Origin of the sequence: Simplicispira sp. 125, from assembly GCF_003096555.1 — a bacterium.
In the GTDB taxonomy this organism is placed as follows: domain Bacteria; phylum Pseudomonadota; class Gammaproteobacteria; order Burkholderiales; family Burkholderiaceae_C; genus Simplicispira.
In genome coordinates this window covers 921,213-935,331 of the sequence record NZ_QEKM01000001.1, presented here as the reverse complement: position 1 = coordinate 935,331, position 14,119 = coordinate 921,213, and the positions used below count along the sequence as shown (strand labels likewise).

General features: G+C 61.1%; 13 protein-coding genes and 2 tRNA genes. 2 read left to right on the top strand and 13 right to left on the bottom strand.

From position 1 onward, the window contains the following. Positions 1-162: 162 nt before the first annotated feature. From C8D04_RS04315 to uvrB, 11 genes are all read right to left on the bottom strand, one after another. Positions 163-237: transfer RNA gene (locus C8D04_RS04315), tRNA-Val, on the bottom strand. A 41-nt stretch (positions 238-278) separates the two neighbouring features. Next, positions 279-353 (bottom strand) — tRNA-Val (locus C8D04_RS04310). A gap of 45 nt (positions 354-398) precedes the next feature. Further along, entirely contained in the window at positions 399-1,115 is a 717-nt protein-coding gene (gene dnaQ / locus C8D04_RS04305; protein WP_116003752.1) for a DNA polymerase III subunit epsilon, read from the bottom strand. A gap of 82 nt (positions 1,116-1,197) precedes the next feature. Further along, positions 1,198-1,536, bottom strand: coding sequence for an ISC system 2Fe-2S type ferredoxin (gene fdx / locus C8D04_RS04300; protein ID WP_116003751.1), 339 nt, complete (start codon positions 1,534-1,536; stop codon positions 1,198-1,200). 15 nt (positions 1,537-1,551) lie between these two features. Beyond that, positions 1,552-3,420 (bottom strand): Fe-S protein assembly chaperone HscA, encoded by a 1,869-nt coding sequence (hscA, locus tag C8D04_RS04295; protein WP_116003750.1) that lies wholly within the window; start codon positions 3,418-3,420, stop codon positions 1,552-1,554. 68 nt (positions 3,421-3,488) lie between these two features. Further along, positions 3,489-4,007 carry a Fe-S protein assembly co-chaperone HscB gene (hscB, locus tag C8D04_RS04290; RefSeq protein WP_116003749.1) on the bottom strand — a complete coding sequence of 173 codons (519 nt, stop codon included), beginning with the start codon at positions 4,005-4,007 and terminating at the stop codon, positions 3,489-3,491. A 61-nt stretch (positions 4,008-4,068) separates the two neighbouring features. After that, positions 4,069-4,392, bottom strand: a complete 324-nt coding sequence (gene iscA, locus C8D04_RS04285) for an iron-sulfur cluster assembly protein IscA (RefSeq protein ID WP_116003748.1) — start codon at positions 4,390-4,392, stop codon at positions 4,069-4,071. Between the two features lie 4 nt (positions 4,393-4,396). Further along, entirely contained in the window at positions 4,397-4,795 is a 399-nt protein-coding gene (gene iscU, locus C8D04_RS04280) for a Fe-S cluster assembly scaffold IscU (protein ID WP_116003747.1), read from the bottom strand. Positions 4,796-4,848: 53 nt separating this feature from the next. Continuing rightward, entirely contained in the window at positions 4,849-6,069 is a 1,221-nt protein-coding gene (locus tag C8D04_RS04275; protein WP_116003746.1) for an IscS subfamily cysteine desulfurase, read from the bottom strand. A 115-nt stretch (positions 6,070-6,184) separates the two neighbouring features. Next, on the bottom strand, positions 6,185-6,721 hold the full coding sequence (gene iscR / locus C8D04_RS04270) for a Fe-S cluster assembly transcriptional regulator IscR (RefSeq protein ID WP_116003745.1): 537 nt from the start codon (positions 6,719-6,721) through the stop codon (positions 6,185-6,187). 226 nt (positions 6,722-6,947) lie between these two features. Continuing rightward, positions 6,948-9,041 (bottom strand): excinuclease ABC subunit UvrB, encoded by a 2,094-nt coding sequence (uvrB, locus tag C8D04_RS04265; RefSeq protein WP_116003744.1) that lies wholly within the window; start codon positions 9,039-9,041, stop codon positions 6,948-6,950. A 101-nt stretch (positions 9,042-9,142) separates the two neighbouring features. Here uvrB and C8D04_RS04260 point away from each other — a divergent pair, with 101 nt between their 5' ends. Both C8D04_RS04260 and C8D04_RS04255 read left to right on the top strand, forming a co-directional pair. Further along, positions 9,143-10,339 carry an amino acid aminotransferase gene (locus C8D04_RS04260; protein WP_116003743.1) on the top strand — a complete coding sequence of 399 codons (1,197 nt, stop codon included), beginning with the start codon at positions 9,143-9,145 and terminating at the stop codon, positions 10,337-10,339. 190 nt (positions 10,340-10,529) lie between these two features. Continuing rightward, entirely contained in the window at positions 10,530-11,210 is a 681-nt protein-coding gene (locus C8D04_RS04255; protein WP_116003742.1) for a DUF1294 domain-containing protein, read from the top strand. A gap of 99 nt (positions 11,211-11,309) precedes the next feature. Here C8D04_RS04255 and C8D04_RS04250 read toward each other — a convergent pair whose 3' ends face one another. Beyond that, positions 11,310-12,194, bottom strand: coding sequence for a universal stress protein (locus C8D04_RS04250; protein WP_116003741.1), 885 nt, complete (start codon positions 12,192-12,194; stop codon positions 11,310-11,312). Further along, positions 12,191-13,906 (bottom strand): cation:proton antiporter, encoded by a 1,716-nt coding sequence (locus C8D04_RS04245; RefSeq protein ID WP_116003740.1) that lies wholly within the window; start codon positions 13,904-13,906, stop codon positions 12,191-12,193. Before C8D04_RS04245 ends, C8D04_RS04250 begins: the two co-directional genes overlap by 4 nt. Positions 13,907-14,119 lie beyond the last annotated feature (213 nt).

The following is a 14,119-nucleotide window of genomic DNA, read 5'->3' as shown; positions in this document are numbered from 1 at the left end:
GGGACGCATCGGCGAAAAATACCACGCCAGACGGCGCAACGCGGGGCCGATTCCATTGCCAGTGAATGCGTCCGTTACGGGCGATCTTCCTCTTTGCAGTAGCCAAAAACAATGCCAGTCCGCGATGAGCGGACTGGCAGGGGTGCGAGGCGGCAATGTAAATGGTGGGCGATACATGGATCGAACATGTGACCCCTGCCGTGTGAAGGCAGTGCTCTACCGCTGAGCTAATCGCCCGTCAGGTCTGCAATCGAGAAAGAATGCAGACTGAGGAATATTGGTGGGTGATGCAGGGTTTGAACCTGCGACCCCTGCCGTGTGAAGGCAGTGCTCTACCACTGAGCTAATCACCCTAATTATGCTAACTGCAACAAGCCTTCAATTATGGCACAGCTTTTTTAGGCGCCTTCCAAACTACGCCAAATTGTTTTGCCTTTGCTGTCCTTGTCGATCTGAACCAGGATTTGCTCGTGGGCCGTCAACTCCTGTGCATTGGCACGAAGAACCTGCAGCGCCAGGCTACGCAAATCGACTGCAGGCACGAACACACCCCCTGCGGAAGCACCGGCAGAGTCATCGGTCATCAGCAGCGCATCTTGACCGCGGGTGAGATTGATGTAGACGTCTGCCAGCAACTCTGCATCCAGCAGTGCACCATGCAGGGTGCGACTGGAGTTGTCCACACCCAGGCGATCGCACAGCGCATCGAGCGAATTGCGCTTGCCGGGATACAGCTCCTTGGCCATGGCCAAGGTGTCGGTCACCTGCGCAACGTGGGTGCGGAACGCGGGTCGACCCGACAGCTCCAGTTCCTTGTTGAGAAAGCTGACGTCGAACGCCGCGTTGTGGATGATGATCTCAGCACCCTGCAGGTATTCGAGCAGCTCGTCGGCCACGGCCTCGAAGCGGGGCTTGTCGCGCAGGAACTCATTGCTGATGCCGTGCACCTTGAGCGCATCCTCGTGGCTGTCGCGCCCTGGGTTCAAGTAGAAGTGCTTGTTGTTCCCCGTCAGCTTGCGGGCCACGAGTTCGACGCAGCCAATCTCGATGATCCGGTCGCCGCCTTCTGCCGACAGGCCCGTGGTTTCCGTGTCCAGAACGATCTGGCGCATCATGCGCTCCGCCGGGCCGCCCCAAAGGGGGCGTGCGCCGCCTCAGAGGCGAGCAGTGAATAGTCAACGTGGGGGTCAACAACCATCAGTGGTTTTCCTTGGCGTGGTTGATCGAGTATTTGGGAATCTCTATGGTCACATCCCGGGTTGTCAGTATGGTCTGGCAGCTCAGGCGTGACTGCGGCTCCAGGCCCCAGGCGCGGTCAAGCAGGTCTTCCTCTTCTTCTTCGGCCTCATTGAGCGAAGAAAAACCATCGCGCACGATGACATGGCAGGTCGTGCAGGCACAGCTCATGTCGCAGGCGTGCTCGATGTTGATATGGTTTTCCAGCAAGGCCTCGCAGATCGAGGTGCCCACGGGGGCAGTGATCTCGGTGCCTGCGGGGCAATACTCGGGGTGGGGCAGGATTTTGATGACAGGCATGGCGTGTATTGAATGTTAGAGGGTCTGGACGTTTTTACCGGCCAGCGCCTGGCGGATGCCGCGGTTCATGCGCTGAGCAGCAAAGGCCTCCGTACCCTTGGCCAGGGCCTGCGTGGCGTCTTCCAGCGTGGCGGCGCTATCGGCCACCGAAACTGTTTGGCGCAAGGCGTTCATGAGAGCGTCAATGCTGTCGCGCTCGCTCGGAGACAGGATATCGCCATCCGCGTCGAGTGCACTTTGCGTGGCGATCAGCATGCGGTCGGCATCGACACGGGCTTCTACCAAGGCGCGCGCCTGCATGTCCTGCGCGGCCGTGGAGAAGCCCTCCTGCAGCATGCGGGCGATCTGTTCGTCACTCAGCCCATAGCTGGGCTTGACGTCGATATACGCTTCCACACCGCTGATTTGCTCGCGCGCACCCACGCTGAGCAGGCCATCGGCATCGACGGTAAAAGTGACACGGATGCGCGCGGCGCCCGCCGCCATGGGGGGAATGCCCCGCAACTCAAAGCGTGCCAGGCTGCGGCAATCCTGCACCAGATCGCGTTCGCCTTGCACTACATGGATGGCCAGGGCGGTCTGGCCATCTTTATAGGTGGTGAAATCCTGGGCCTTGGCGGTGGGAATCGTCTCGTTGCGCGCAACGATGCGCTCCACCAACCCGCCCATGGTCTCCACACCCAGTGAGAGCGGGATCACGTCCAGCAGCAGCAAATCACCCGTGGTGTTGTTACCCGCCAGCTGGTTGGCCTGGATGGCGGCGCCCAGGGCGACCACTTCGTCAGGGTCCAGGTTGGTCAGAGGTTCACGGCCGAAAAAATCTCCAACGGCACGTTGCACCTGCGGCATACGTGTGGAGCCACCCACCATGACCACGCCCTGCACGTCATCGCGGGTCAGCTGGGCATCGCGCAGCGCCCTGCGCACGGCGGCAAGCGAGCGCGCCGTGAGCGCAGCCGTAGCTGCCTCGAAATCATTGCGATTGACATCAAAACTTACTCTAGAGCCCGCCAATAGGGCGCTATAAACTACATTTTTGGTAGCAGTCAACGCCTCTTTGCAGGCCCGTGCAGCCAATTGCGCCGCCGTCTTGTCGGCCGGGGTGTGCACCTGCACACCGCACTGCGCCAACACCCAATCGGCCAGCGCCGTGTCGTAGTCATCTCCTCCCAGGGCTGAGTCACCACCCGTGGCCAGCACCTCAAAAACCCCTTGCGTCAGCCGCAAGATGGAAATGTCAAAGGTTCCGCCGCCCAGGTCATAAACGGCATAAACGCCTTCGCTGGCGTTGTCCAGGCCATAGGCAATCGCGGCAGCCGTGGGCTCATTGATAAGGCGCAGGAGGTTGATACCCGCCAGTTGCGCGGCATCCTTGGTGGCCTGGCGCTGGGCATCGTCAAAGTAGGCCGGCACGGTGATCACGGCGCCATACAGGTCGTCATCGAAAGTGTCTTCGGCCCGCTGGCGCAGGCTGGCCAGGATCTCGGCGCTGACCTCTACCGGCGATTTGGTGCCATCGGCCGTGGCAATGCTGACCATGCCGCCACCCTGCCCTGCGGCCACCAGCTCATAAGGCAACTTGTCGACCTGGGCAATATCGGCCAGGCCCCGCCCCATCAGACGCTTTGCGGAGGCAATGGTGTTACCGGCATCACCCTGCTGCGCTGCCACGGCAGCATACCCAATCTGGCGGCCCCCGCCCTGCAGGTAACGCACGACCGAAGGCAGCAGCACCCGGCCTTCGCCATCGGGCAGGCATTCAGCCACGCCGTTGCGCACAGCGGCCACCAGCGAATGGGTGGTGCCCAGGTCAATACCCACAGCAATGCGTCGCTGGTGGGGTGCGGGGGACTGGCCGGGTTCGGAAATCTGCAACAGCGCCATGGGTTCCTGTCTTGTCTGGGGGATGCGCCTGCACGCTCGGCGGCACGAAAAATCGATAGGTCTGGGCGCTATTGTCCCAGTTGCTCCTGCTTGCGCTCGATGTCGAGCGCAAAACGCGCAATGAACATGAGGGCTCTGACCTGGCGGGCTGCAGCAGCATAGTCCTGCTGCTGGTCGATGAAATCGGCGCAGCGCTCCAGGGTGGTGCGCCGGGCCTGGTGCACCTGGGCTTCCAGCGCATCGACTTCGGCCAGATTTTCTGCATCTTCGAGCGCTTCGCGCCATTCCATTTGCTGCACCAAAAAATCAGCGGGCATGGCGGTGTTGTCCTCAGCGCGGATCGGCGCACCGTTCAACTCACACAGGTAGGCCGCCCGGCGCAGCGGGTCCTTGATGCGCTGATACGCCTCGTTGATGCGCACCGACCATTGCATGGCCTGGCGTTGTACTGCGGCATTGCTGGCGGTATGGCGGTCGGGGTGGGCTTCACGCTGCAGTTCTTTCCAGCGTGCATCGAGCGCACTGCGCTCCTGGGCAAAACGCCTTGGCACACCAAACAACTCAAAATCGTCGGATTGAAGGTTCATATCAGCAAAAAAACCGCCAACACGGTGCGCGATGGCGGTTTTACAGTTCAGCGGGCCAGGGTCAGACGCGGAAGCTCTCTCCACATCCGCAGCGGTCACGTTCGTTCGGGTTGCTGAAGCGAAAGCCTTCATTCAGCCCCTCACGCACGAAGTCCAGCTCCGTGCCGTCGATATAGGCCAGGCTCTTGGGATCGATCAGCACCTTCACGCCGTGGTTCTCGAAAATGATGTCTTCCGGCTCAGCGTCGTCCACGTATTCGAGCTTGTACGCCAGGCCCGAGCAACCGCTGGTCTTGACACCCAGACGCACTCCCAGGCCCTTGCCACGCCGCGACAGGTAACGGCTGACATGCCGGGCTGCCGCTTCGGTCAGGGTAATTGCCATGGTTTCAGGCGGCAACAGCGGTGCCGTGTTTGGTTTTGTAGTCCTGCACCGCCGCCTTGATGGCGTCTTCTGCAAGGATGGAGCAGTGAATCTTGACCGGCGGCAACGCCAGTTCCTGGGCAATTTCGCTGTTCTTGAGGGCCGCCGCCTGGTCCAGCGTCTTGCCCTTGACCCATTCGGTCACCAGCGATGATGAAGCGATAGCCGAGCCACAGCCATAGGTCTTGAAGCGTGCATCCTCAATGACACCCGTTTCGGGGTTGACCTTGATCTGCAGCTTCATCACGTCGCCGCAGGCCGGGGCGCCGACCATGCCGGTGCCCACGGAATCATCGCCCTTGTCAAACGAACCCACATTGCGCGGATTCTCGTAATGGTCGATCACTTTTTCTGAGTAAGCCATGGTGTTTACCTCCTCGATTCAAATAACGGGTGCTGCGGGCAATGCCTGCAGGCTCAGTGCGCGGCCCACTGGATTGTGCTCAGGTCCACGCCATCCTTGTACATGTCCCACAGGGGGCTGAGGTCGCGCAGCCGGGCTACGTTTTCACGGATCGTGCCGATGGCGTAGTCGATTTCCTCGGCCGTAGTGAAGCGGCCAATCGTCATGCGCAAGCTGCTGTGCGCCAGCTCGTCGCTGCGGCCCAGGGCACGCAGCACATAGCTGGGTTCCAGGCTGGCCGAAGTGCAGGCTGAACCCGACGACACCGCCAGGCCCTTGATCCCCATGATGAGCGACTCGCCCTCTACATAGTTGAAGCTGATGTTCAGGTTGTGCGGCACGCGCTGCGCCATGTCACCGTTGATGAACACCTGCTCCATATCGGTCAGGCCATCGAGCAAACGCTTTTGCAGGCTGTGCGCCTTGGCAAGGTCTTGCGCCATTTCCTCACGGGCGATGCGGAACGCCTCGCCCATGCCCACAATCTGGTGCGTGGGCAGCGTACCCGAGCGCATACCGCGCTCATGACCGCCGCCGTGCATCTGGGCTTCGAGGCGAATGCGCGGCTTGCGGCGCACATACAGAGCGCCAATGCCCTTGGGGCCATAGGTTTTGTGTGAGGCCAGACTCATCAGGTCGACCGGCAACGTGGCCAGGTCGATAGGCAGCTTGCCCGTGGCTTGCGCTGCATCCACATGGAAGATGATGCCCTTTTCACGGCACATCGCGCCAATGGCCGGAATGTCCTGGATCACGCCGATCTCGTTGTTCACAAACATCACGCTGATCAAGATGGTGTCGGGGCGAATCGCCGCCTTGAGCGCGTCGAAGTCCAGCAAGCCGTTTTCCTGCACGTTCAGGTAGGTGACCTCAAAACCCTGGCGCTCCAGCTCGCGCATCACGTCCAGCACAGCCTTGTGCTCGGTCTTGACCGTGATGAGGTGCTTGCCCTTGCCCTTGTAGAAATGGGCGGCGCCCTTGATGGCCAGGTTGTTCGATTCCGTGGCGCCGCTGGTCCAGACGATTTCGCGCGGGTCTGCGCCGATCAACTCAGCCACCTGGACGCGGGCCTTTTCCACGGCCTCTTCGGCTTCCCAGCCCCAGGCGTGGCTACGGGATGCAGGATTGCCAAAATGCTCGCGCAGCCAGGGAATCATGGCGTCCACGACGCGCGGATCCACTGGCGTGGTGGCGCCGTAGTCAAGATAAATCGGAAAGTGGGGAGTCATGTCCATAGCTGGCTCGGTCAGGTCTTCGGGCTGGCAATTGCAGTGCACAGGCGGGTAGCTTGCCGCAAACGCGCACCGCGCGCCGGTCGGCACGCAGCCACCCGCTTCTCTATCAGGGTCTTCAGGATTTGGCGAACACGTTGCCCAGGGCAAACACTGAATTGGGGGCATTCACGCGGATCGGTTTGATCACAGGCGTGGTGGAGATGGCACGGCGGGTCATCGGCTTGTCTTCGATCGTCAAGCCTTTGGCCAACTGCTCGTCCACCAGTTTTTGCAACGTGACGGAGTCCAGAAACTCAACCACGCGCTGGTTCAAGGTGGCCCAGAGGTCGTGCGTCATGCAACGACCGGCTTCGCCCATGCAGTTTTCCTTGCCGCCGCATTGCGTGGCATCGATGGGCTCATCAACCGACACAATGATGTCGGCAATGGTGATGTCACCGGCTTTGCGCGCCAGCGTGTAACCGCCGCCAGGGCCGCGGGTGGATTCCACCAGCTCATGGCGGCGCAGTTTGCCAAACAGCTGCTCCAGGTACGACAGCGAAATGCGCTGGCGCTGGCTGATGGCAGCCAGGGTGACTGGTCCATTGCCTTGGCGCAAGGCCAGATCGATCATCGCGGTGACCGCAAAACGGCCTTTGGTAGTGAGACGCATCGCAAGCTCCTTTATCTGGCTTGTTGGTTCGTGAAACGCCTGAATGGTTCATGACCTATCAGGACACCGTCTCCACCCGTCCCGCAACAAGTCAGTGGCTGCGGGTCTTCATCGTGGTTTTTTGTTTTCGGCTAAGGGCATTCTAGCACAATCCATATCAAATTTGTCGGGTAAAAAAACCAGATGGTCGCAATTGCGCCATGCAAGTTGCAAAAACCTTGTATTCCTAGCCTGCCAGAGGGGCATTGTCGCTACCATGGGCACCAAAGGCCATGTCTTTGAGGCGTGCCAACTGGTCGCGTACGCGGGCAGCCTGTTCAAACTCCAGGTTGCGGGCATGTTCCAGCATCAGCTTCTCCAGCCGCTTGATCTCACGGGCCAGGTCTTTTTCCGACATATCCTCCGCCCGTGCGCGCTGCAGTGCCTCTTGCTCCAGGCGTTGGGCGTCCTTGCCCGCCTTCTCGCTGTAGACGCCATCAATCAGGTCTCTTACCTGCTTGACAATGCTGCGCGGCGTAATGCCATTCGCGGTATTGAATGCGACCTGCCGGGCGCGCCTGCGCTCGGTCTCGCCGATGGCGCGTGCCATGGAATCGGTCACACGGTCGGCATACAGAATGGCCTTGCCCGAAACATTGCGTGCCGCCCGGCCAATGGTCTGGATCAGGCTGCGCTCGGAGCGCAAAAAACCTTCCTTGTCCGCATCCAGAATGGCCACCAGCGACACTTCGGGAATATCCAGGCCCTCGCGCAGCAGGTTGATACCCACCAGCACATCGAAGGCGCCCAGCCGCAGGTCGCGGATGATCTCCACGCGCTCCACAGTGTCCACATCGCTGTGCAGATAGCGCACCTTGACGCCGTTGTCGGTCAGGTAGTCGGTGAGCTGCTCAGCCATGCGCTTGGTCAGCGTGGTGATCAGCACGCGCTCACCCAGGTCGGCGCGGATGCGGATTTCCTGCAGCACATCGTCCACCTGGTGGGTGGCGGGCCGCACTTCCACCAAGGGATCGACCAGGCCCGTGGGCCGTACCACCTGTTCGACCACCTGGCTCGCGTGCTGCTTTTCGTAGTCGGCCGGAGTGGCAGACACGAACACCACCTGGCGCATGCGGGCTTCGAATTCCTCGAACTTGAGTGGCCGGTTATCGAGCGCACTGGGGAGCCGGAAGCCATATTCCACCAACGTGGTCTTGCGCGAGCGGTCGCCGTTGTACATGGCGTTGAGCTGGCCGATCATCTGGTGGCTCTCGTCCAGAAACATCAATGCATCGCGCGGCAAATAGTCGGTCAGCGTGCTGGGCGGGTCGCCCGCCGCCGTGCCTGCCAGGTGGCGCGAGTAGTTTTCGATGCCTTTGCAATGGCCCACCTCGCTGAGCATTTCCAGGTCAAAGCGCGTGCGCTGTTCCAGGCGCTGCGCTTCGACCAGCTTGCCGTCGGCCAGCAGTTGCTTGAGGCGCTCCGACAGTTCGGCCTTGATGGCTTCGACCGCCAGCAGCACCTGGTCGCGCGGCGTGACGTAGTGGCTGCTGGGGTACACGGTAAAGCGCGGAATGTTCTGGCGCACCCGGCCGGTGAGCGGATCGAACAGTTGCAGACTCTCGATCTCGTCGTCAAACAGCTCAATGCGCAGGGCCAGCTCCGAATGCTCGGCCGGAAACACATCAATGGTGTCGCCCCGCACGCGAAAATTGCCGCGCGAAAAGTCCATGTCATTGCGCTGGTACTGCATGCGCACCAACTGCGCAATCGCATCACGCTGGCCCAGTTTGTCGCCCGCACGCAGCGTCATGACCATGCGGTGGTAGCTCTCGGGGTTGCCAATGCCGTAAATGGCCGACACCGTGGCCACGATCACCACATCGCGCCGCTCCAGCAAGCTTTTGGTGCACGACAGGCGCATCTGCTCGATGTGCTCATTGATGGCGCTGTCCTTTTCGATGAACAGATCGCGCTGGGGCACGTAGGCCTCGGGCTGGTAGTAGTCGTAGTAGCTGACGAAGTATTCCACCGCGTTCTTCGGAAAGAACTCACGGAACTCGCTGTAGAGCTGCGCCGCCAGCGTCTTGTTGGGCGCAAACACAATGGCAGCCCGGCCCAGGCGCGCAATCACGTTGGCCATGGTGAAGGTTTTGCCCGAGCCGGTCACACCCAGCAGGGTCTGGAACACCTCTCCCGCATTCACTCCCTCCACCAACAGGTCGATGGCGGTGGGCTGGTCGCCCGCAGGGGGGTAAGGCTGGTACAGCTCGAAGGGCGAGCCGGGGAACTGGACGAACTGCCCCTTGGCGGGTTCGATGGCGGTTTCTTGCATGGACATGGTGCGGCACGGCCTGCGCGGGCCGCTAAAATCAGAGAGTGAACCCAAAAGCCTAACGCAGCTTGGGTTTGCCCGCCACCTACACCCTCCAAGGACGATCCATGTCTCTGTTCTCCGCCGTCGAAATGGCCCCCCGCGACCCCATCCTGGGTCTCAACGAGCAATTCAACGCTGACACTAACCCCCACAAGGTCAACCTGGGCGTGGGCGTGTACTTCGATGACAACGGCAAGCTGCCGCTACTGGCCTGCGTGCAGGCGGCTGAAAAAACCATGATGGAAAAGCCCACCCCGCGCGGCTACCTGCCCATCGACGGCATCGCCGCCTACGACAACGCCGTCAAGGGCCTGGTCTTTGGTGCCGACTCCGAGCCTGTGCAATCGGGCCGCGTGGCCACGGTGCAAGCCATTGGCGGTACCGGCGGCCTGAAAATCGGCGCCGACTTCCTGAAGAAAGTCAGCCCCGATGCCAAGGTGCTGATCTCTGACCCCAGTTGGGAAAACCACCGCGCCTTGTTCACCAATGCAGGTTTCACCGTGGATACCTACGCCTACTACGACGCTGAGAAGCGCGGCGTCAACTTCGACGGCATGCTGGCCAGCCTGAACGCCGCCGCGCCCGGCACCATCGTGGTGCTGCACGCCTGCTGCCACAACCCCACCGGCTACGACATCACGCCCGCGCAGTGGGACCAGGTCATCGCCGTCGTCAAGGCCAAAAACCTCACCGCCTTCCTCGACATGGCCTACCAGGGCTTTGGCCACGGCATCCAGGAAGACGGCGCAGTGATCCAGAAGTTCGTCGCCTCGGGTCTGAGCTTCTTTGTCTCCACCTCGTTCAGCAAGAGCTTCAGCCTGTACGGCGAGCGCGTGGGTGGCCTCTCTGTCCTGTGCGCTGACAAGGAAGAAGCCAGCCGCGTGCTGAGCCAGCTCAAGATCGTCATCCGCACCAACTACAGCAACCCGCCCACGCACGGCGGCGCCGTGGTGGCCGCCGTGCTGAACAACCCCGAACTGCGCGCCCTGTGGGAAAAAGAGCTGGGCGAAATGCGCGTGCGCATCAAGGCCATGCGCCAGAAGCTGGTCGATGGCCTCAAGGCTGCCGGTGTGCAAAAGGACATGTCCTTCATCACCCAGCAGATCGGCATGTTCAGCTACTCCGGCCTGTCGAAAGACCAAATGGTGCGCCTGCGCAGCGAGTTCGGCGTGTACGGCACCGACACCGGTCGCATGTGCGTGGCCGCGCTCAACAGCAAGAACATCGACTACGTCTGCGCGTCGATTGCCAAGGTGATGTGATGCCTTCGGGGGTGCGCAGCACCCTTGGAATTGCCAGCCGCCTACGGGCGGCTTTTTACTGAAAAATTGATATATTTTTAGCCTCTAGCGATTTACCAGTAAGCGCAAGCAGCTATATTTTTCATAGTAATTTTGTCGATAGAGCGATGCTGCCTGCACAAAGGCCCACACACTGAATGAACGACAACACATGACCAAGCAAGGCTCCATCGTTCGCTGGGACGCCACGCGCGCCTTTGGCTTCATTCGCAGCGGCGATTGCGCAGGCGATGTGTTCTTTCACGTACGCGACTACCGCGGTGCCACACCCCCGCGCGAAGGCCTTGCCGTGGTGTTTGAAGAAATCCACGTCGGCGGCAAAGGCCCGCGCGCCATGGCGGTGCGCACGGCGGCCAGCCCGCAGGGCGCCGAAGACGCACGCAGCAGCGACAGCAAGCGCACCCAACGCCCGGCACCCGCAAAGCGCTCGGCACCTACCCCCCGCACAAACCAACGCCAGGGCAAAGCGCACTCACCCGCCACCGGCGCATCCTTGGCCTATGGCCTGATGCTGGTATGGGCCGCTTTGCTGGCCTGGGGCGTGTGGACGCAGCGGCTGCCGCTGTGGACGCTCGCAGCCCTGGCGGCGCTGAACGTCGTCACGCTGTGGATGTACGCGGCCGACAAGAACGCTGCACGTGCAGGCCGTTGGCGCATTCCTGAGTCAAATTTGCACCTGTTGTCTCTGCTCGGCGGCTGGCCCGCTGCCTGGCTGGCCCAGCAAAACATGCGGCACAAAACCAGCAAGGCGGAATTTCGTGCGGTGTACTGGCTCACCATCGTGCTGCATTGCGGCTCGCTGGTGTTCTGGCTCTATCGTGACTTGTTCTAGGGATGTTCTGCACGAATTGCGCTGAAAGCGCAGCAATAGCCGACATCATGTTCGTTTGCCCCCGGAGGCAGGCAGGGTCCAACCCGGCTTCGATCATGGTCACACCGACACCAGGACGTCGCTTTGCGATTCGGCCAGAACGTACCTGGTGACGCTGCCCAGCAGCAGATCCTCCAGCACGCTCTCACCGTGCTTGCCCACCACGATCAGATCGCAATCCTGCTCCTGTTCTTGCTCGATGATGTGCAAGGTCGGATTGCCATGTAGGACGATCTGGTGGGTTTCGTAGGGCAACAGCCCGGCTTTCTCGCACAGTGCGTGGAGTTTCTGGATGGCTTCCTGTCTGGCAACGACCCGATAGTCGTTGATGGTGTCCTCATCCACGCTGGCGTAGCGCAACTTCCCCTCGAAAGGAGCCTCAAAGGTATGCAGCAGAACGATGCCAGCCTGTGGGGCAATGCTGCGTGCATGCCGGATCGCGCGCAGCGATGAAGGCGAAAAATCGACGGGCACAAGGAGCCGACGATAGGATTCGTGCGGGGGCTGCTTGACCACCAGAACAGGACATTTCGTCGTGCTCAACATCCGTAGCGCCGTCGTTCCCAGCAAATGGTGCCGAATGATGCTTTCCCCTTTGGCTCCGCAAACCAGCAGACCGGCATCCTGGCTATCGACCTGCCTGGCCAGTTCCGCCAACACAGGGCCGACCACCGCATGCGTGCCCGCAACCACACCGTAGCGTTGCTGGAGTGAAGCTGCCAGATCGTGGAGCCGTTGCCGCGCAGCATCGAGCACCCGCCGCTCCATCTCCTCTGGCGATGTGTCCATCAACTGCCGCAGCCGCTCCAGAGGCGCCAGATTCGCCACATGCAGCAGATCGAGCAGCGCAGCCGTATCCTTGCTCACGAGGGCGGCGCGTTCAGTCGCGTGGCGAGCGTGGGCCGACAAATCAGTGGCGGCGAGAATACGTGTGAGCGATGTCATGGATTTTTCTCCGGGGCGGTTTCATTTTCGAGCACGGGTTTGTAGTCCCAATCGCGCACATCCTGCAGCATGCTATCGATATCGTCGGTCGGAATCGACAGCATCCGCAACGCGGTCGCTCCCAGGCGCAAGCTGGCTTCAATCGCCTCCGGATAGGCGTGGGTGGCTCCGGCGTCAATGAGTCGTGAGCTCGATTCGAGGTCTTGCGCCCGCGCGATGACGGCAACATGGGGGCAGCTGCTGCGCAAAACCCCCACGGTGCGCAACGCGTTGGCGTGATCATCCAGCGTGATGACAACCAGGGCGGCCCGCTCCACATGAACCGCTGCCAGCAGCTCTGCATCGGTGATATCGCCATACAGCACCGGGTAACCATCGGCCCGCCCTTGCATCACCCGCTTCGGGTCGGTGTCGAAGGCCACAAACGGCACATTGCTGGCATGCAACAACACGGCAATGGTGTGACCGACACGACCATAGCCACCTATCACCACTTGCGGTTCAGGAGCATCCGACAAGGGGTGCGCAAGGCCCTGGTCTGCATCGCGGCGGACGCCCACCAGCCGGGAGGCGATGGCATGGTTGAAGCGGATGAGAAAGGCCCCCGCAATCATCGAGAACAGCACGGCGGTCAGCGCGATCTGCCCCACATCGATGTCGATCACCTTGGCATCGAGGGCAATGGCCAGCAGGGCGAAACCGAATTCTCCGCCCACAGCCAGCAACAACGCCGTGCGCCACGCCATCAGAGTGTCAATGCCGCTCTTCTTCACCATCGCCGCGACCAGCAGGATCTTGCTCACCAACAGCAGCAAGGTGCCAAGCAAAGCCCAATGCCATATGCGAGGGATCGCCGCCGGGTCGAACAACATGCCGATACCGATAAAAAAGAGGCCGAGCAGCACGTCTCGGAAAGGGCGGATGCTCGATTCAACCTGGTGACGAAACTCTGTCTCGCCCAGCATCATGCCGGCCAGAAACGCACCGAACGCCAGCGACATGCCGAGGCTGAAGGTCGTCCAGGCGGCGAGCAATGCCACTAGCAATACGGCCAGCGTAAACACCTCTGCTGAGCGGCGCCGCGTGACGAAGCGAAACAGCGGGCGCAGCAACCAGCGACCAACATAAAACACGAGGGAAAACGCCAGCAGGGCTTTGACCATTGCCCAACCCAGCTCGAGAGCCAGGATATCGGCCCCCACCGCCATGCCCAGCACAGGAATGACGACCAGAAAAGGCACCGCAGTGACGTCCTGGAACACCGACATTGCCAGCCCGAGTCGGCCGTGGGGTGAGTTCTCTTCCTTTTGTTCTGCCAACTGGCTGCCGATGATGGTGGAGGAGGACTGGGCAAACACCGCTCCGATGACGAATGCCACAGCGGCAGGCAGTCCCGCCAACCAAGCGGTGACACCGACCAAGGTGGTCGTGAAGACCACCTGCCCCGTGCCAAGCACAAGCACCTGATCGCGAAGGGCGTGCAACTGCGGCAAAGAGAAATTCAGCCCGATCGTGAACAGCAGAAAGACCACGCCAAACTCCGCCATGGTCTTGAACTCCGGTACATCGACAATCGGTCCGACCGTGTGCGGACCGAGAATGACCCCGACCAGCAAGTAGCCCAGGCTGGTGGGAATGTGCAGATGCTGAAAAATGAGCACCACGGCGACCGCAACGCCCAGCAGCAGCAGGATGTGTGACAGATGAACCATTGCGCGACTTGACCTTTCCCCTGTTTCGTACCGATCTTGGGGCACAGCGTACGCGGCCCATATCTGCAAGCACCAGACACCGCCGTTGGCTCACACCTACAGCCTCCCAACAGAGTTCATTCTGTGAGGGATGGCGTCATTCATCAAGAGAATGTCCAGCGAACCAGCCGTTCGGCAAGGTCTCCACCATGCCTACGGCGCTGCCAGCATGCC

Excerpts from the sequence above, each read along its gene's own strand:
- C8D04_RS04275 (WP_116003746.1), bottom strand. The coding sequence starts at position 6,069 with ATGGACATGACTCCCCACTTTCCGATTTATCTTGACTACGGCGCCACC.
- fdx (WP_116003751.1), bottom strand. The coding sequence starts at position 1,536 with ATGCCTGTCATCAAAATCCTGCCCCACCCCGAGTATTGCCCCGCAGGC.
- hscA (WP_116003750.1), bottom strand. The coding sequence starts at position 3,420 with ATGGCGCTGTTGCAGATTTCCGAACCCGGCCAGTCCCCCGCACCCCAC.
- uvrB (WP_116003744.1), bottom strand. The coding sequence starts at position 9,041 with ATGTCCATGCAAGAAACCGCCATCGAACCCGCCAAGGGGCAGTTCGTC.
- C8D04_RS04250 (WP_116003741.1), bottom strand. The coding sequence starts at position 12,194 with ATGACATCGCTCACACGTATTCTCGCCGCCACTGATTTGTCGGCCCAC.
- hscB (WP_116003749.1), bottom strand. The coding sequence starts at position 4,007 with ATGAACCTTCAATCCGACGATTTTGAGTTGTTTGGTGTGCCAAGGCGT.
- C8D04_RS04245 (WP_116003740.1), bottom strand. The coding sequence starts at position 13,906 with ATGGTTCATCTGTCACACATCCTGCTGCTGCTGGGCGTTGCGGTCGCC.
- iscA (WP_116003748.1), bottom strand. The coding sequence starts at position 4,392 with ATGGCAATTACCCTGACCGAAGCGGCAGCCCGGCATGTCAGCCGTTAC.
- C8D04_RS04260 (WP_116003743.1), top strand. The coding sequence starts at position 9,143 with ATGTCTCTGTTCTCCGCCGTCGAAATGGCCCCCCGCGACCCCATCCTG.
- iscR (WP_116003745.1), bottom strand. The coding sequence starts at position 6,721 with ATGCGTCTCACTACCAAAGGCCGTTTTGCGGTCACCGCGATGATCGAT.
- dnaQ (WP_116003752.1), bottom strand. The coding sequence starts at position 1,115 with ATGATGCGCCAGATCGTTCTGGACACGGAAACCACGGGCCTGTCGGCA.
- C8D04_RS04255 (WP_116003742.1), top strand. The coding sequence starts at position 10,530 with ATGACCAAGCAAGGCTCCATCGTTCGCTGGGACGCCACGCGCGCCTTT.
- iscU (WP_116003747.1), bottom strand. The coding sequence starts at position 4,795 with ATGGCTTACTCAGAAAAAGTGATCGACCATTACGAGAATCCGCGCAAT.